Here is a 17984-nt window from a genome sequence, read left to right on the forward strand (position 1 = left end):
CGTGGAGGCGTATGGGTCCTGGTGGGCTCCCCGGTCTTCAAAACCGAGGAGGTCGAGTATCTCGGCCTGGCGGGTTCGATTCCCGTCCGCCTCCGCCAGGGGGGTCGACCGTGACCCCCGCCGGCTGAGCCGGTGACGAGCGAAGCGAGAGCCACCCCCGCCGGCTGAGCCGGTGACGAGCGAAGCGAGAGCCACCCCCGCCGGCTGAGCCGGAGACGAGCGAAGCGAGAGCCCACCCCCCGCCGGCTGAGCCGGTGACGAGCGAAGCGAGGAGCCGTGTCGAAGCCCCCCGTCACCGATCCGCGCCGTCGAATTCCGCGAACCGACGCACTGTTGGCCCTGCCCGCGGTGTCCGCGGCGCGTGCACGACTGGGCGACACAGCGATTCGCGACATCATTCGCCAGGCCCAGGACGCGGCCCGCCGCGGCGAGACGCCACCGGATGACGTCGAGCGGATCGTCGTGGAATCGGTCAGCGCGTCGTATGCCTCGTCGATCCGCCCCGTGCTCAACGCCACCGGGGTCGTCGTGCACACGAACCTCGGGCGGGCACCGCTGTCACCCGCGGCGCTCGACGCCGTCGGCGCGGCGTCGGGTTACGTCGACGTGGAACTCGATCTCGAGTCCGGCACCCGGTCGAAGCGCGGGGCGGCCACCCGCAGCGCTCTCCTACGAGCCTGTCCCGCAGCGGAAGACGCGCTGATGGTCAACAACGGTGCGGCCGCATTGGTACTGGCGACGACCGCGCTGGCGGCCGGGCGTGCAGTCGTCATCAGTCGTGGCGAGATGATCGAGATCGGCGCAGGTTTCCGGCTCACCGAACTGATCGCGTCGACAGGCGCCCGGTTACACGAGGTCGGCACCACCAACCGCACCCACGCACGCGACTACGCCGACGCCCTCACCGACGACGACGTCGGAGCAATTCTCAAGGTGCATCCGAGCAACTTCCGGGTCGAGGGCTTCACCAGCGAGACATCGCTCTCCGAGCTGCGCGGCCTCGCCCGGGCGCACGGCGTGCCCGTCGTCGCCGACATCGGCAGCGGACTCCTGCAACCCGACCCGCTGCTGCCCGACGAACCCGACGCCACCACGACACTCGAATCCGGCGCCGACCTCGTCATCGCCAGCGGCGACAAACTCCTGGGCGGACCACAGGCCGGACTCCTCCTCGGCGATGGAGCGCTCGTTCAGCGTCTCGCGAAACACCCACTCGCACGGGCCGTTCGCGCGGACAAGCTGGCACTGGCTGCGATGGAGGCAACCGTCGGCGGGCCACGACCCCCCGTCTGGGAATACCTCCACGCCGATCCCGACAGACTTCGCGTGCGTACCGAATCCCTGGGCACGGCAGTCGGATTCCCGATCGTCGCCCATGACGGACGGGTGGGTGGCGGTGGCGCACCCGGCGTGCCGCTGCCGGGGTGGGCGGTGCGGCTTCCGGTCGCAACGGCCGCCCGCCTACGCGTCGGCGATCCGGCCGTCCTACCCCGCGTTCACGACGACGCGTGTCTGGTGGACCTGCGCTGCGTTCCCGAAGCCGACGACGTGCGGGTACTCGCCGCGATCCGACAGGCTCTGGGCGCGTCGTGAAGTCGCGCTCGTGAAGTACGTGGTGGCCACCGCCGGACACGTGGACCACGGGAAGTCCACACTGGTGCGTGCTCTGACCGGGATCGAGCCGGACCGATGGGAGGAGGAACGACGCCGCGGGCTGACGATCGACCTCGGTTTCGCCTGGACCACACTGCCTTCCGGTGCCGACGTGGCCTTCGTCGACGTCCCCGGCCACGAGCGGTTCATCCCGAACATGCTGGCCGGCCTGGGCCCGGCGCCCGTCGTCCTGTTCGTCGTCGCCGCGGACGAGGGATGGAGCGCCCAGTCCGACGACCACCGTGATGCCGTCGCCGCCCTCGGCATCGAGTACGGGCTGCTGGTCATCACCCGAGCCGACCGGGCCTCGCCCGACCGCGTTCGTGAAGTGATCGATCTGTCGCGTGATCGCCTCAGCCGCACCGGCCTTTCCGATGCGCCGGCGGTCGTGGTGTCGGCGCCCGATCGCGTCGGAATCGACGAACTGCGCACACGGCTCGACGCCGTCTTGGCCGGGACATCACCGCCGTCGACCTCGGGGCGTGTCCGGTTCTGGATCGACCGGGTCTTCACCCGCACCGGCGCCGGCACCGTCGTCACCGGCACCCTATCCGCCGGGACCATCTCGGTCGGCGACACCCTGGACCTGCTCACGGTTGACGGCCGCCGGCGACTCGATGTCCGTGGATTGCAGAGCGAGGGTGCAACTCTCACCAGCGCCGGCCCGGTCAGCCGAGTCGCGATCAATCTGCGCGGCGTCGGCGTCGACGACGTCTCGCGCGGCGACGCACTCGTGACGCCCGGAGCCTGGCACACCTCCGCAGTCGCCGATGTCCGGCGCGTGAGCGGCATGTCCTTCGAGGAGGCACCGGAACACCTCGTCGCACACATCGGCACAGCGGCGCTACCGGTTCGGTTGCGCCCCTTCGACGGCGACCACGCGCGTGTGACCCTCGCCCGTGCCGTGCCGATGTCGCGGGGCGATCGGGTGGTGCTCCGGGATCCCGGCCAACGGATTGTTGGCGGTGGCGTCGTGCTGCACCCCGATCCCCCGGCGCTGACCCGGCGCGGCGACGCAACACGGCGCGCTGCCTCGCTGGCGGCCATGTCCGACGGCGCCGGGGCCGCCGAAGAAGTGCATCGGCGTGGCGCGATGCGCGTCACCGATCTGACGCGACTCGGCCTGGTCGACGACGCCGAGCCCGCTCCCCACGGCGTACGAGTGATCGGCGAGTGGTGGGTCGCCGAAACCTCCCTCACCGCCTGGGCGGAACGGCTTCACGCCGCCGTCCGCGAACTACATCAACGGGACCCGTTGTCGGCCGGGCTCTCTGCGGCCGGCGCACCCGCGCTGCTCGGGCTCCCGGACACGACGCTGCTGGCGACCGTCATCTCGGAAGCCGGGCTGTCATCGTCCGACGGGCACCTGGCAATCCCGGGTCACAAGCCCTCCCTGGGTGATGCCGACGACGCGGTCAGCGCACTGGAGCGCCGGCTCGCCGACCACCCGTTCCGTGCACCCGAGGCCGATGACCTCACCGCACTCGGCTTGGGCGCCCGAGAACTCGCCGCCGCCGAGCGCACGGGCCGAATTCTCCGTTTGCGCGACGGTGTCGTGCTGTTGCCGACCGCCCCCGCCCTGGCGATGCGCATCCTCGCCTCGCTCGATCAGCCGTTCACCACCAGCGCCGCTCGTCAGGCGCTCGGAACCACTCGGCGCGTGGTCATTCCGCTACTGGAGTACCTCGACGCCCGCGGTTGGACCCGCCGTCTTGACGCCGGGCACCGGGAGGTCGTGCGCTGAGCAACGGGCGGTGGTCCTGTCGTACAGGTCGCCGTGTGAATCGCGGGAAGAGCTTCCGTCCGAGGCCCCTACCACACGACACCGACAAGTCGACATCAACGAATAGCATTGCACAGCAGTATGTTTGGCCTTGCCGCACGTCTGGATTGGTGTACACTCGAACCTACATTCGCAGCAACGGTTCTCGGAGGAGGTGACCGTCATGCCCAGCACCGCACACGTCGGTGGCGACTCGACAGCGCCGCAACCGCGTGCCGTTGAGTTGGTGGCCGATCTCCACCGCACCCTCGACAAATTGCAGACCGTGGATCTGTCGCCGTGTACCGATGCCGAACTCGCTGAGGTGGCCGCGGAGACCGAACGCGCCATCGCTCGTCTGACCGTCGCCGGGGACCGGCAGATCGATCAGGCCGTCGCCCGCGACCTGCCACGCAAGGCCGGCTGCCGCACCCTGATGCAGTTCATGACCCACCGGCTACGAGTGTCGAACCCGATGCGCCGCCGTAAGCATATGGACGCCACCGCCCACCGGACCAGCCTCGGCGGCGAGGTCCTCCCACCCGAATACCCCTGTCTCGCCGAAGCGTTCGCACAAGGCACGGTCGGCACCGCGCACGTCCAGGCCGCATTGGACGTCCTCGACCGCATCCCGGGCACCATCGACCACGACATCAAGGTCGCCGCTGAACGACAGATGGCCGAAATCGCCGAAGCCCACACGCCTGCCGAGATCACCCGGCTCGGCGCGCGGCTGCTCGCCCATCTCGACCCCGACGGCACCCTGGCCGACGACACCGACCAGAAACGACGCCGCGGCCTGTGGATCGGTCGGCAACGCGCCGACGGCACCGCCAAGATATCGGGCACCCTGACACCCGAACTCGTCGCCCGGCTGACGATGATGTTCGCCGTCTGGGGCAAACCCGGACTCAACAACCCCGACGACCCGCAGTCGCCTCGCGGACCGGCCGGCACCGCCGACCCCGACGCCCTGGCCTCGGCAGCCGACCGCGACGGCCGCACTCTCGCCCAGACCAATCACGACGCCCTCGACGCCGCACTGGCCGCAGGCTTCGCCGACGGAACACTGGGAACCTCGCACCGAGGCCTGCCCGTGCAACTGATCATCAAAGCCGACCTCTCCGACCTGACCCGCGAAGCCGGACTCGCCACCACCGCCACCGGAACCCTGCTGCCCATCCGGGACTTGATCGCGATGGCCGCCGACATGCAACCCTGGCTCGCGATCTTCAAAGACGCCACCACCGTCCCCCTGCACTTCGGACGGGGCAAACGCCTCGCCACCCGCGAACAACGCCTGGTCTCCTTCGCCCGACCCGACGGCGAGGTGTGCTCGGCTCCCGGGTGCGATCAGCCCGCCACCCAGGTCGAGCTTCATCACGCCGAACGAGACTGGGCCAAGGGCGGACTCACCGACATCGATGACCTCGCACCGGCCTGTCCCCGCCACAACCGCATGGTCGGCGACCAACCCGGCCAGTACACCACCCGGATCGTCCGGTCCGGGCCAGACGAAGGCCGCTGCGCCTGGCGACTCAACGTCGAACCCGGCGCACCGCCCAACCCCGAATACATCAACCGCCGACCCGACATACCCAAGCGGTTGCAGGCCCACCTGGCACAGGTGCGGCGAGAGATCCACGGACGCACCACGTCCGGCGACGAGCCACGCCCACATGACGCGCGCCGCTCATGGCTGAAAACCAGCCACGTCATCGACGTCCGACCACCCCGACCCGGACCACGCACGCCCCGGCCCTCCCTCGTCGAAGCACACCTCATGGAGTTACTCGCCACCTCGTGAAGTTCGCCGGCTCATCCGCGGTGGTCAGCGCGTGAGGACCACCTTGCCGATCGCCCCTCCGGATTCGGAGACTCGGTGCGCTGTACGAAGATTCTCGATCGTGAAACCAGCCAGTTCACGGTTGACAGTGCTGCGAATCTTGCCGGCGTCGACGAGTTCGGCGACCCGGCCGAGGATCTCGTGTTGTGAGTCGTCTTCCGGTGCGAACAACGGCTTGGAGAACATCAACTCCCAATGCCAACTCTGGCTCTTCTGCTTCAGCGGGAGGGTATCGAGACCTTCGGGCTCGTCAATGGCGACGACCTGACCGTGTACACCCATGATGTCGGCATAGGACTCGACATTTCCGTCCGAGTGGGGCGAGAAGATGTAGTCCACACCGCGCGGAGCGTATGCCCGCACGTCCTCGCGCAGGCGTCTCGGGTCGACGACGTGGTGGGCACCGAGTCCTCGCGCCCATTCCTGCGACTCAGGCCGTGACGCGGTTGCGATCACGGTGAGATCAGTCAGGGTCCGGGACAACTGAATGACCATCGAGCCGACGCCCCCGGCACCCGCCACCACGACGATCGTTCCCGAGTCCGCGGAATTGACCCGCAGCTTCTCGAACAACGACTCCCAGGCAGTGATCGTGGTCAACGGCAGTGCGGCAGCCGCGCCGAAGTCGAGGGACGACGGTTTGCGCCCGACGATCCGCTCATCGACAAGATGGAACTCGGCATTCGTTCCCGGCCGATCGATCGAACCGGCGTAGTAGACCTCGTCCCCGACGGCAAACCTCGACACCTCGTCGCCGATCCCGACGACAATCCCCGCCGCGTCGAATCCCAGAACACGCGGCGGATCGGAGTCACGCAGGCCTGCACGCACTTTGGTGTCCACCGGGTTGACCGAGACCGCGCGGACCTCGACGAGGAGATCGTGCGGACGGGGGGCCGGCACCGGCATTGTCGTCTCGGCGAACGCGCTCGGGTCCTCGACGGAGTTCGCAGCGACCGCGACCAGGGCTGTCATCTCTCGTGTCATGGCGCTAAGGTATCCCCACGACCCCAGTTACCCGCAAGGGCTCCTAGTATCCAATAGAAAGCATCGAGGCCAGCGCCATGTCACTACCGTCCCATCGCGGAGACGCCTACTCTGCGTCGTGTCCCTGCCGAGGGATGCTCGACCTTCTCGCCGACAAGTGGAGCGCCCTGGTCATCGGCGCCCTCCGCGATCGACCGATGCGGTTCGGAGAGCTCCGCGTGCGGCTGGACGGGATCAGCCCCAAAGTCCTCACGGCGACTCTGCGTCGGTTGGAGACAGCCGGGATGCTCACCCGCACCGTCTATCCGGCGGTCCCGCTGCACGTCGAATACGAACTGACGGAACTCGGGGTGGACGCCGCCGGGCCGCTGGACGCACTGCGCCTGTGGGTAGAGGACAACCTCGACCGCTTCCCACATCCGTAGCCGGCGCAGACAAAGGGACCCATCCCGAAGGATGGGTCCCTTTGTCATTCACTTGTCAGTCACGAACTCAGCCGAGTACCAACGACTCTCCGTCGGCACTGACGTTGACCGGCACGACGTCACCGTCGCGGATGTCGCCGGCGAGCAGCTGCTTGGCGAGCTGGTCACCGATGGCCTGCTGCACCAGGCGGCGCAGCGGGCGAGCACCGTACAGCGGGTCGAATCCGCGTGCGCCCAGCCATTCCTTGGCCTTGGTCGACACCTCGAGGTCGAGGCGACGCTGCGCGAGGCGCTTCTTGAGCTGGTCGAGCTGGATGTCGACGATCGACACCAGTTCCTCCGGGCTCAGGGCGTCGAAGATCACCACGTCGTCGAGACGGTTGATGAACTCCGGCTTGAACGCCGACCGCACCGCCATCATGACGTGATCCTTGTCGCCCCCCGCACCGAGGTTCGAGGTGAGGATCAGGATGGTGTTGCGGAAGTCCACCGTCCGGCCCTGACCGTCGGTCAGTCGACCTTCGTCCAGTACCTGCAGCAGCACGTCGAACACGTCCGGGTGAGCCTTCTCGATCTCGTCGAACAGGACCACCGTGTACGGACGACGCCTCACCGCCTCGGTCAGCTGGCCGCCGGCCTCGTACCCGACGTAACCGGGCGGAGCACCGACGAGCCTTGCCACGCTGTGCTTCTCGCCGTACTCGCTCATGTCGATGCGGACCATCGCCCGCTCGTCGTCGAACAGGAACTCGGCGAGCGCCTTGGCCAGCTCGGTCTTACCGACACCGGTGGGGCCGAGGAACATGAACGAGCCGAGCGGCCGGTTCGGGTCCGCGACACCGGCGCGGGCACGACGCACCGCGTCGGACACCGCCTGCACCGCATCCTTCTGACCGATGACCCGGTGTCCCAGTTCCTCTTCCATGCGCAGCAGCTTGGCGGTCTCGCCTTCGAGCATGCGTCCGGCCGGGATTCCGGTCCACGCCGACACGACCTGGGCCACGTCGTCGGGTCCGACCTCCTCCTGCAGCATCACGTCCTGAGAAGGATCCGTGCCGGTCTTCTCGATCGCGGCCTCGAGCTCCTTCTCCAGTCCGGGGACGCGACCGTACCGCAGCTCGGCGGCGCGTCCGAGATCACCGTCGCGCTCCGCGCGATCAGCCTCGCCGCGAAGCCTTTCCAGCTCCTCTTTGAGGTCTCGGACCGCGTCGATCGCGGTCTTCTCCGACTGCCACCGGGCGGAGAGCTCGTTGAGCTTCTCCTTCTGGTCGGCCAGCTCGGCGCGGAGCTTCTCGAGCCGCTCCTTCGACGCCGCGTCGGTCTCCTTCTGCAAGGCGACCTCCTCGACTTCGAGACGGCGGACGATCCGCTCGACCTCGTCGATCTCGACGGGGCGCGAGTCGATCTCCATCCGCAACCGCGACGCGGCCTCGTCGACGAGGTCGATGGCCTTGTCGGGCAGGAAGCGCGAGGTGATGTAGCGATCGGAAAGCGATGCGGCAGCGACCAATGCGGAGTCGGTGATGCGCACGCCGTGGTGCACCTCGTACCGGTCCTTCAGGCCGCGGAGGATGCCGATGGCGTCTTCGACCGACGGCTCGCCGACGTACACCTGCTGGAAGCGACGCTCTAGTGCGGCGTCCTTCTCGATGTACTTGCGGTACTCCTCGAGGGTGGTGGCACCGACCAGCCGCAGCTCACCACGGGCGAGCATCGGCTTGATCATGTTGCCGGCGTCCATCGCGGAATCGCCTGTCGCACCGGCTCCGACGATCGTGTGCAGCTCGTCGATGAAGGTGATGACCTGTCCGGCCGACCCCTTGATCTCGTCGAGCACGGCCTTGAGCCGCTCCTCGAACTCGCCGCGGTACTTCGCACCGGCGACCATCGAACCCATGTCGAGGGAGATGACGGTCTTGTTGCGCAACGACTCCGGCACGTCGCCGGCGACGATGCGCTGCGCGAGACCTTCGACGATGGCGGTCTTGCCGACGCCGGGCTCACCGATGAGGACCGGGTTGTTCTTGGTCCGCCGGCTGAGCACCTGCACGACGCGCCGGATCTCGGTGTCGCGGCCGATGACCGGGTCGAGCTTGCCCTCGCGGGCGGCCGCGGTCAGGTCGGTCGAGTACTTCTCGAGAGCCTGGTAGGTCGATTCGGGATCCTCGGAGGTGACCCGTGCGCTGCCGCGCACGGCGACGAACGCCTCGCGCAGAGCCTGCGGAGTCGCACCGAGGTTGTGCAGCAGTTTGGCGATGTCGGAATCACCGGTCGCCAGGCCGACGACGACGTGCTCGGTCGAGACGTACTCGTCGTCGAGCTCACCGGCCAGCTGCTGAGCTGCGGTGACGGCCGCGATCGATTCGCGGGATAGTTGAGGCGTCGAGCTGGCGCCGGACACCGTCGGCATGCGATCGACCAGAGCCTGGGCCTGCGCACGAACGCTCGACGGGTCCACGCCCACTGCCTTGAGCAGCGGCGACGCGATGCCGTCGGACTGATTGAGCAGTGCCACGAGGATGTGGGCCGGTCGCACGTCGGGGTTGCCAGCACTGGCCGCCGCCTGCACAGCAGAACTCAATGCTTGCTGCGTCTTGGTGGTGGGGGTGAAGCTGTCCACTCGCGTGCACCTTTCTCTTAAGTCCAACAGGCTCAAGTATGAGCCATACGCGGTCTACAACGCCAACATAGTTGAGTGCATTCCGCTCAAGCCTGAAGTTTCTGTGACATAGACCACTTGCTCCAGGATGTCGGGGGTTGGCGATCCCCCGCCCTCACAGCCGTCCAGGCTCGGGACCCGACGCCACAGACTCTCCGGAACGCGACAAACCGATCCGCAGTATTGAACGACGCACAAGTCGGGCGCCTATTCTTGAGCCCGATGTCACAGCTTTCACGCGACAAGAAGAAGCGCCGCGCCCAACGTAAGCGCAAACACGACTCCGGCAGTGGCAACCACTCCAACGTGGTACCGCTTTTCGGCACAGCAAGGCGACACGTTGCTCCCGAATCATTCAAGTCGTGGCTCCGCGATGAGGTCTTCCCCGGCGACGAGGAAGCTGTCACCCACATCGGGGCGTACGCGTTCATCGTGCTCGACGCCGTCGGGCAGACGAACCCCGGTTTCGATCCGCTCTCCTGGACTACCGACGACGTCGACACCATGGTGTCGATGCTCAACCACATCGAGTCGAACCAGCAGCAGGACGCCAAACCGCTCGCCATCGCGATCGAGACGCTGCGCCGCTACCTGGTCGAGACCGGCATGTGGCTCAGCACCGAATCCGTATCGGCCTATGCCGCCGAGCAGTTTGCCCTTGCCTCCGGGCTCGAGTTACGGACCACGACAATCGAGGAAGTCGACGAGGCCACCGAACGCGCTGCCCTCCTGGACACACAGCCCGTCCGGCGGGTCACCGAGCTGTTGGACTGGCTGGGTCCGCACCGCCCCACCACGCAGAGTCGGTGGCTCAAACCGGCCGAGGCCCGCGACCTCGCCCGCCGACTCGACATCGACTTCCCCGCTCACGTCAAGAGCATGAGCGACGTCGCGTCGTTACATCACCTGTGGGGCTTTGCCCAGGCCCTCGATATCGTCGAAGCCAATACCTCGAGCGCACGTCCCGGGCGCGCCGCCCATCTGTGGCGGGACGAGCCCCGGATCGACGTGCTGCGGGTGGGTCTCACCGCATGGGTTCGGTCCGGCTTTCCTCGGGAATACAACCCCGACATCGACTTCTCGTCGTCCTTGATCGGCGTGGTCATTAGCGGACTCGGCGATTCACCGCTGAGTATCGCCGAGATCAACGCCTGGGTCCCCAAACTCGGACTCAGCGAGTTCCTCGTCGAGGCAATCCATCGTCGGCTCGAGTTGTACATCGAAGAAGGCTGGCTGACGCTCGAGGGCGACAGGTACGTCGTTCCCGTCGCGTTACGCCCTGCCGTGGTATCTGCGCTCCCCCTGCCAGGACCTCCGCAGGACTAGACTTGGCCGGCGGCGCAGGGATCCGCTGACGTCCACAGTGCGCGATCGGTAACGGAATCCAGCACACATCCCGCACTCTGCACATCTGTTCGCGCAATATGGATTGAGTGACCACAGACAACTCCACCGGGCCGGTGATCTTCATCCTCTTCGGGTCGACGGGCGACCTCGCCAAGCGGATGGTCCTGCCGTCGCTGTACGAACTCCACCGGCGAGACCTGCTCCCCGACGGATGGCAGCTGATCGGCAACGGACGCGGCGACCGGACCGACGATGAATTCCGGCAACATGTGAAGGACGCGATCGAGGAGTTCGGTCCGGACGGGTCGGTGTCATCGGACGAATGGGAAGCGTTCGCCGAGACCATCCGCTTCGCCGGCGGCGGGTTCACCGTCGACGACCCCGGCCGTCTGCCAGAGGTGATCGACGCGGCCCGTGACGCCGTCGGCGACGGTGCTCAACTGGTCCACTATCTGGCCCTCCCACCGACCACCTTCGTCGACTACACGAAAGCCATTGCCGCGCACGATCTTGCGAAGGGATCCCGAGTCGTCTACGAGAAGCCGTTCGGTACGTCCCCCGACGGCTTCCGGACTCTCGACAAGGCGGTCCACGAATCCCTGGACGAGAAGCAGATCTACCGGATCGACCACTTTCTGGGGAAGGAGAGCACCCAGAACCTTCACGTCCTCCGTTTTGCCAACGGGTTGTTCTCGGGGGTGTGGAACCGCGAACACGTGGCAGAAGTCCAGATCGACGTCCCGGAGACCCTCGACATCGCCGACCGCGCCGCCTTCTACGACGCCACCGGCGCATTCCTGGACATGATCGTCACCCACCTGTTCCAGGTGGCGGCCGAAGTCGCGATGGAACCCCCGGTGTCGCTCGGCGCCGACGACCTGCTCGACGCGCGGGAGTCGGTCATCGCGGCGTTCCGGCCGCTGGACCCCACCGAGGTGGTCTTCGGCCAGTACGAGGGGTACCGCGACACCGACGGCATCCCCGCGGACTCCACCACCGAGACGTTCGCGGCAGTCCGCCTGTGGGTCGACACCAACCGCTGGCACGGCGTCCCGTTCCTGCTGCGGACCGGCAAGATGCTCGACCACAGCTCCCAGCGACTCAGCCTCGTGTTCCGCTCCCCCGCCGACGGTCCGCTGACCGATACCCCTGAGGACGGCACCGTGCTGACCTTCGATCTGGCCGGCGATGGTGCCATCGATCTGGCGGTCACCGTCAAGGAACCCGGTTCGGGCACCGACCTCTCCGTCGCCCACATGACCGAACAGCTCGACAAGGTGGCCGACGGCCTGTCGCCCTATGCCCGACTCATCGTCGACGTGCTGCGCGGCGATCGGTCGCTGTTCACCCGACCCGACGGCCTCGCGCATGTGTGGGAGGTGGCCGCACCGGTGCTGGCGAATCCGCCGGCGCCGCAACCGTATGCGGCTGGATCGACCGGCCCCGCGGCCGCCGACGACCTGTGCGGCGGGTCCGGCTGGATCTGAACGCGGACATGAGATCCGGTTGTGGTTTGTCCCGGTTACCGGCACAAAGCGCAACCGGATCCCGTGGCGCTCAGTTCAATCACCAAGCCGTCTATCGAGATTGATGGCCGCGCTGATGAGTGCGAGGTGGGTGAACGCCTGCGGCATGTTGCCGAGTTGTTCGCCGGTGAGTCCGACCTGCTCGGCATAGAGGCCGAGGTGATTGGCGTGGGTGAACATCTTCTCCAGCGCCAGCCGGGCGTCGGCCAGGCGGCCGACCCGGGTGAGTGCTTCGACATACCAGAACGAGCACAGGGAGAACGTCCCCTCGGCACCGTCGAGCCCGTCGTGCCCGCCGTCGGTGTCGTACCGGAACACCAGGGAGTCGCTCACCAGTTCTTCCTCGATCCGCTCGAGCGTGCGGAGGAACCGATCATCGGTGGGCGACAACAACTTCACGGCGGGGATGAGCAACAGCGCGGCGTCGAGCCGATCGGAGTCGAGCGTCTGGACGAAGGCCCCCACGTCATCGTTCCAGCCCCGCTCCATGATCTGCAGGAAGATGTCGTCGCGGGCCTTCATCCAACCGGCGACGTCGCCCGGTAGACCGCGCTGCCGACTCATCCGGATCATCCGCTCGAGGGCCACCCACGACATCACTCGCGAGTAGACGTAGTCCTGCGGCTTGCTCCGCACCTCCCAGATGCTCTGGTCCGGACGATCCCAGTTGTCGACGAGCCATCCGGCCACCGTGCACAGATGCGTCCAGGACCCATAGGAGATCCCCGGTCCGTACTTGTTGTACAAGTACACCGAGTCGATGAGCTCGCCGTAGATGTCCAGCTGGAGCTGGTCGGCGGCGGCGTTTCCGACCAATACCGGCGAGGTCTGACGGTAACCCTCCCAGTGGTCGAGTTCGGTCTCCTTCGGCGGCGGATCCCCGTCGACGGTGTACATCAACCGCAGCGGCCCCAGATCCCCCGCTTCATCGGCGCCATCGTCGAACCGGCAGGTCAGCCAGTCCATGAAGGCGCCCGCCTCGTCGGTGAAACCCAGCCGCAGTAGCGCGTAGAGCGTGAAGGCGGCATCGCGGATCCACACGTAGCGGTAATCCCAGTTCCGTTCGCCGCCGATCTCTTCGGGAAGCGCGGCGGTCACCGCGGACACCACCGCCCCCGACGGTTCGTGCGTGAGCAGTTTGAGCGTGAGCGCCGACCGGTGCACCATCTCCCGCCATCGGCCCGTGTAGGAGGAGCGCGAGACCCAGTCCTGCCAGAATGCGACCGTCGCGGCGACGACCGCGGGAGAACTGTCGTGGTCGAGCACTTCCGACCCGATGGGGTCGGGGGCGAGGACGAACGTCACGCACTGACCGGTCTCGACGGTGAAGTGGGCCTGTGCATCCCGGTCGTCGACGGTGTCGACATCGATCGTCGACGCGAGATGCAGCACCAGATCGTCGGTCTCGAAACGGAGTCGGCGTTCGTCCTCGACGACGACGGTGTGCGCCTGGCGCCCGTAATCGAACCGCGGCGCAACCGTCACGCGGAACTCCACGGAGCCGCGCACGCAGGAGACCCGACGGATGATCCGCGTGCGATGTTCAGGATCGTGCGGGCGCGCGATCGGCATGAGGTCCTGGACCTCGGCGACGCCGTCCTCGCTCAGGAAGCGGGTGACGAGCACGTTGGAGTCGGGGAGGTAGAACTGCCGCGTGGTGACCTCTCCGTCGATGGGTTCCACGGTCCAGGCACCGCCGCGGCGGGCGTCGAGCAACGAACCGAACACACTCGGCGAGTCGAACCGCGGACAACAGAACCAGTCGATCCGCCCGTCGACTCCCACGACGGCCGCGGTACGCAGGTCCCCGATGACACCGTGGTCGGCGATCGGCAGATAGTCACCGGTGGCGTCGGCCGTCGTCGCGCCGTCGCATCGAGCCGTCGCAGCCGCGTCCTCGCCTGATTCGGAAGGGGTGCTCATGCCGGCCATTCGGTGCCTGCCTGATCTCGGATGGGCGACCGGGTTCCCCAATACGCCGGTCTGAAACCCGCCGATACCGGACACTCGACAGCGATCGACCCTCGACGGAAGGACAACGGTGCCGACAAGCAGCGTGGACACGAGCATGACCGACGACGCCGCCAACGTCTTCGCCGACGCCAAGGCCTACGCCGACGAGCCGCGACTGAACGCCGCGATGGCCCACCTGCGGGCACACAATCCGGTACCGCGTGTCGACCACGGCCCCTACCGGCCGTTCTTCGCGATCACCAAGCACGCCGACATCATGGACATCGAGCGCGACAACAACCTGTGGCTGAGCGAACCGCGTCCGGTGTTGACCACCGCCGCCGCCGACGATGTGGCACGTGCTCAGCTGGAGTCCGGTGCCGGACTGCGCACCCTGATCCACATGGACGACCCGCACCACCGCAAGGTCCGCGCCATCGGCGCCGACTGGTTTCGTCCGAAAGCCCTGCGCGACCTACAGACCCGCGTCGACGAGCTCGCGAAGCGCTACGTCGACAGGATGCGCGACATCGGACCCGAGTGCGACTTCGTCGAGGAGATCGCGGTCGGCTTCCCGCTGTATGTGATCCTGTCGCTGCTGGGCCTCCCCGAGGAGGACTTCCCGCGGATGCATCAGCTCACGCAGGAGTTGTTCGGCGCCGACGACGTCGAATACCGGCGCGGAGCAACGCTCGAGGAGCGGATGGCGACACTGCTGGACTTCTTCGCCTACTTCAGCGAACTCACCGCATCACGCCGCGCGCACCCCACGGACGACCTGGCGTCCGCCATCGCCAACGGCCTCATCGACGGCGAGCCCCTGTCCGACGTCGACACCGCGTCGTACTACGTGATCGTGGCCAGCGCCGGGCACGACACCACCAAGGACGCCATCTCCGGCGGCCTCCGGGCGCTGATCGAGAACCCCGGTGAACTCGAACGACTTCGACGCGAGCCCGAACTCGTGGGGACCGCGGTCGAGGAGATGATCCGGTGGACCACACCGGTCAAGGAGTTCATGCGCACCGCTGCCGAGGACACCTCGGTGCGAGGTGTGCCCATCGCCAAGGGCGAATCCGTCTATCTCGCCTACACGTCGGGCAATCGGGACGAGGAGGTCTTCGACGACCCGTTCACCTTCGACATCGGCCGGTTCCCCAACAAGCATCTGTCGTTCGGCTACGGCGTCCACTTCTGTCTCGGCGCCGCTCTGGCCCGGATGGAGATGCGGAGCTTCTTCGCCGAACTGATCCCGCGGCTCGACTCCATCGAACTGGCCGGGACGCCAGAACTGGCCGCAACAGTGTTCGTCGGCGGTCTCAAGCACCTGCCGATCAGGTATTCACTGCGCTGAGCTGTCCTCGGATTCGCGCACCGGACAAGCGTTGTGGCGGAGCGTCATTCCGACAGTCGACAGACCGGGATCCCGATCGGTCGGCGATGCGCCAGGGGGCGGCACCTCGCTTACCATCGGGACTGTCCGGCCACCATCTCGAGGAGTAGTTGTGCACGAGCTCACGAAGGGCTCCAAGACCACCCTAAGTACGACCGCGCACCTCGTCGAGATCGCGAGCGCGTGGCCCGGCGACGTCGATCTCATCGCCGTGCTCCTGACGGCCGCCGACAAGGTCCGCACCGACGACGACCTGATCTTCTTCAACAACCCGAGTTCCTCCGGAGTCCGGCTCCGAGGGCCGAGTTCGTGTGCAGTCGACCTGACGTCGGTGCCCGCCGACGTCGAACGGATCGTCGTCGCGGCGAGTACCGAGGCGCAGCACAAGACATTCGAGCAGATCGGCTCGCTGACGGCGACCATCTCGGGTTCGGGCACGTGGACGTTCACGCCACCGGATCCCGGAACCGAGACCGTCCTGCAGCTGGTGGGGTTCTACCGCCGGAACGGACAGTGGAAGCTCGACGCGATCGGGCAGGGCTACAGCCAGGGGCTGGCGGCATTCGCCACCGACTTCGGGATCACCGTCGACGACGCACCGGAACAACCGCCCGAGCTCGCCGCTTCAACAACCGGCGCCCCGGTGAACGCTGTGCCGCAGCAGGTTCCGGAGTCGCCGCAGGAGGTTTCGGCAGCACCGCCGGCCAATCTTTCGAAGGTCAAGGTCTCCATCACGAAGGACTCCCGCGACAAGACCGCGTCGATCGACCTGCGCAAAGGGTCGTCGGACTGGGTTCTCACCGTGGGCCTCGAGTGGGACGGACGGGGCGCGGAGTACGGGGCCGACGGTCGGGTGACGAAGTACGGCAAGGGTGACCTCGACGTGTACTTCTTCTGCCGTGACGAGGTCGCTCATCGGTACGTGGTCATCAGTGGCGAGAAGGCGCATCGCGGCGATTTGCGGAGTTGGCCCTTCATCGAGCACCACGGGGACAGCCGCGGTCCAGGGCGAGGCAACAAGCCCGCCGTCGAGCAGGTCACGGTCCTGCCGAAGGAGAACGGCGATCTCCTCGTCAACGTCTACCAATCCGTCGACAACGGAGCCGGCGCGATCGACAAGTTCGGCAGGCCCAGAGTGGCGATTCGATACGGCAGACCGGGCAAGGACGGTCTGCCCGGGCCGGACAGCGACGAGATCCTCATCCATGTCGGCAACGGCAAGAACTCGTTCTGGGCGACGGTCGCACACATCGACGTGCAGGACGGTGTGTTGAAGGTCGACGGAACGACCCGCTACAGCAAGTTCTTCTCCGAGCGGATGCCCACGCTCGACCGCACCGGGAAGTGGGTGCGCAGCGCCAAGGAGGCGCCGACCGGACGCAGCAAGAAGAACAGCGGGTCCGGTCTGGACCGCTACGACGGTGAACTCTGACCGTCGAGAGGACCGATTCGGTTTCGGCTGTTCACCTTTCGACGGTCAGATCGACCCGCTCGTCGTAGAAGCAGATGAGGTCCCGGACGGGCTCGGCGTCGGTGAGCGGATCGGTGTAGGTCCATGCCACATCAGGGATGACCTCGTCGCCGACGACGGCCGACCAGTAGGTTGCCTCGCCCTTGTACGCGCAGACCGTGACCGTGTCCGACGGCACGAGTAGATCCATCCGGACGTCCTCGCGCGGCAGATAGTGTCGGGGCGGCAGGTGGGTTTCGAGCAGCAGGGTCGGGCGTCGACTGTCCGCCAGGACCGATCCTCCCACCGTCACCATCACATGTCTGCCGGTGTCGAGGCAGTCGATGCGCTGGAACGGATCGTGCGGATGACCGACCGCCGTCTGTTCCTCTTCGCGCCACTCGTCGAAGCCCGACCAGTCCAGCAGGACGTGGCCGGCGAGATCGGCATCGTCCGGACGGAACGCGGCGCCGGCCAGCGTCCGTCCGCCGGCCACGAGGTCGCAGGTCGTACCGGGCGTCGTGTGCACGTCGAAGGGATCGACCGGTGTCAGGATCGGTCCGTGGTCGTCGGCGGCGTCGACTGACTGTGCATCGGTCAGCGGCGCAACGACATCGGAGACGGGCACCGCATAGCATCCGACCACCCGGTAGGGCTCCCACACCTGGATGGCCCTCGCGGAGTCGACGACGACTTCTCCGTCGACCAGCGCGCGCACCCGTCGCCGCATGTCCGCCCAGCGCAGTGAACCCAGCTGGGACATCGTGAACTCATCCATCGACGTGGCCATGTGACCGATGGTCCTCCGGTCACGCCGCGCGCGCCAGGCCAGATCGGGCTTTTGCATCGCCGGTCGTGATCGGTCAACCGTTCGGCTCCGTCGTGGGCGGACATCTGGTGACGACGGCGGGAACCCGCCCCGGCGCAGTAACCGCTTCGAGACGCGAAGGCACCGCTCGACGAAACCCCGTGGTGCGACGATG

12 protein-coding genes and 1 tRNA gene are annotated in these 17984 nt (G+C 67.1%); 9 read left to right on the top strand and 4 right to left on the bottom strand.

Annotated features, from left to right (window positions below; translation table 11 throughout):
• The first annotated feature begins 3 nt into the window (after positions 1-3).
• The 4 genes from JW364_RS18345 (at position 4) to JW364_RS18360 (ending at position 5222) form a co-directional block, all read left to right on the top strand.
• Positions 4-98: transfer RNA gene (locus tag JW364_RS18345), tRNA-Sec, on the top strand.
• 178 nt (positions 99-276) lie between these two features.
• A complete protein-coding gene (selA, locus tag JW364_RS18350; protein ID WP_068971196.1) occupies positions 277-1593 on the top strand; it encodes an L-seryl-tRNA(Sec) selenium transferase in 1317 nt (438 codons plus the stop codon).
• Positions 1594-1603: 10 nt separating this feature from the next.
• Entirely contained in the window at positions 1604-3397 is a 1794-nt protein-coding gene (gene selB, locus JW364_RS18355) for a selenocysteine-specific translation elongation factor (protein WP_068971197.1), read from the top strand.
• Positions 3398-3599: 202 nt separating this feature from the next.
• Positions 3600-5222, top strand: a complete 1623-nt coding sequence (locus JW364_RS18360; RefSeq protein WP_205333958.1) for an HNH endonuclease signature motif containing protein — start codon at positions 3600-3602, stop codon at positions 5220-5222.
• A 24-nt stretch (positions 5223-5246) separates the two neighbouring features.
• Here the strand turns inward: JW364_RS18360 and JW364_RS18365 are convergent, their stop codons facing one another.
• Positions 5247-6248 carry a zinc-binding alcohol dehydrogenase family protein gene (locus tag JW364_RS18365; RefSeq protein WP_223258838.1) on the bottom strand — a complete coding sequence of 334 codons (1002 nt, stop codon included), beginning with the start codon at positions 6246-6248 and terminating at the stop codon, positions 5247-5249.
• Between the two features lie 134 nt (positions 6249-6382).
• On the opposite strand from JW364_RS18365, the gene JW364_RS18370 reads away from it, so the two are divergent.
• Positions 6383-6673, top strand: a complete 291-nt coding sequence (locus tag JW364_RS18370) for a helix-turn-helix domain-containing protein (RefSeq protein WP_139115427.1) — start codon at positions 6383-6385, stop codon at positions 6671-6673.
• 67 nt (positions 6674-6740) lie between these two features.
• Here JW364_RS18370 and clpB read toward each other — a convergent pair whose 3' ends face one another.
• Positions 6741-9293, bottom strand: a complete 2553-nt coding sequence (clpB, locus tag JW364_RS18375; RefSeq protein ID WP_068970187.1) for an ATP-dependent chaperone ClpB — start codon at positions 9291-9293, stop codon at positions 6741-6743.
• A gap of 261 nt (positions 9294-9554) precedes the next feature.
• Here clpB and JW364_RS18380 point away from each other — a divergent pair, with 261 nt between their 5' ends.
• Complete coding sequence (locus JW364_RS18380; protein ID WP_068970186.1) at positions 9555-10658, top strand: hypothetical protein; 1104 nt, start codon at positions 9555-9557, stop codon at positions 10656-10658.
• A 107-nt stretch (positions 10659-10765) separates the two neighbouring features.
• The gene (locus JW364_RS18385) at positions 10766-12166 is read left to right on the top strand and encodes a glucose-6-phosphate dehydrogenase (NADP(+)) (RefSeq protein ID WP_068970185.1); all 1401 of its coding nucleotides are present in this window, start codon (positions 10766-10768) and stop codon (positions 12164-12166) included.
• A 75-nt stretch (positions 12167-12241) separates the two neighbouring features.
• Here JW364_RS18385 and JW364_RS18390 read toward each other — a convergent pair whose 3' ends face one another.
• The gene (locus JW364_RS18390; protein WP_065631421.1) at positions 12242-14137 is read right to left on the bottom strand and encodes a glycoside hydrolase family 15 protein; all 1896 of its coding nucleotides are present in this window, start codon (positions 14135-14137) and stop codon (positions 12242-12244) included.
• Positions 14138-14273: 136 nt separating this feature from the next.
• Here JW364_RS18390 and JW364_RS18395 point away from each other — a divergent pair, with 136 nt between their 5' ends.
• Together JW364_RS18395 and JW364_RS18400 are read left to right on the top strand one after the other, a co-directional pair.
• The gene (locus JW364_RS18395) at positions 14274-15512 is read left to right on the top strand and encodes a cytochrome P450 (protein WP_065631449.1); all 1239 of its coding nucleotides are present in this window, start codon (positions 14274-14276) and stop codon (positions 15510-15512) included.
• 151 nt (positions 15513-15663) lie between these two features.
• Entirely contained in the window at positions 15664-16983 is a 1320-nt protein-coding gene (locus JW364_RS18400; protein WP_068970184.1) for a TerD family protein, read from the top strand.
• A gap of 31 nt (positions 16984-17014) precedes the next feature.
• Here the strand turns inward: JW364_RS18400 and JW364_RS18405 are convergent, their stop codons facing one another.
• Positions 17015-17791 (bottom strand): DUF427 domain-containing protein, encoded by a 777-nt coding sequence (locus JW364_RS18405; RefSeq protein WP_068970191.1) that lies wholly within the window; start codon positions 17789-17791, stop codon positions 17015-17017.
• Positions 17792-17984 lie beyond the last annotated feature (193 nt).

The sequence above is a fragment of the Gordonia sp. BP-119 genome (genome assembly GCF_016924115.1).
Classification (GTDB): Bacteria; Actinomycetota; Actinomycetes; order Mycobacteriales; family Mycobacteriaceae; genus Gordonia; species Gordonia hongkongensis.

Bases quoted from the DNA above. Each gene is read 5' to 3' on its own strand.
- JW364_RS18360 (WP_205333958.1), top strand. From the start codon at position 3,600: ATGCCCAGCACCGCACACGTCGGTGGCGACTCGACAGCGCCGCAACCG.
- JW364_RS18365 (WP_223258838.1), bottom strand. From the start codon at position 6,248: ATGACACGAGAGATGACAGCCCTGGTCGCGGTCGCTGCGAACTCCGTC.
- JW364_RS18370 (WP_139115427.1), top strand. From the start codon at position 6,383: ATGCTCGACCTTCTCGCCGACAAGTGGAGCGCCCTGGTCATCGGCGCC.
- JW364_RS18380 (WP_068970186.1), top strand. From the start codon at position 9,555: ATGTCACAGCTTTCACGCGACAAGAAGAAGCGCCGCGCCCAACGTAAG.
- JW364_RS18390 (WP_065631421.1), bottom strand. From the start codon at position 14,137: ATGGCCGGCATGAGCACCCCTTCCGAATCAGGCGAGGACGCGGCTGCG.
- JW364_RS18395 (WP_065631449.1), top strand. From the start codon at position 14,274: ATGACCGACGACGCCGCCAACGTCTTCGCCGACGCCAAGGCCTACGCC.
- JW364_RS18405 (WP_068970191.1), bottom strand. From the start codon at position 17,791: ATGGCCACGTCGATGGATGAGTTCACGATGTCCCAGCTGGGTTCACTG.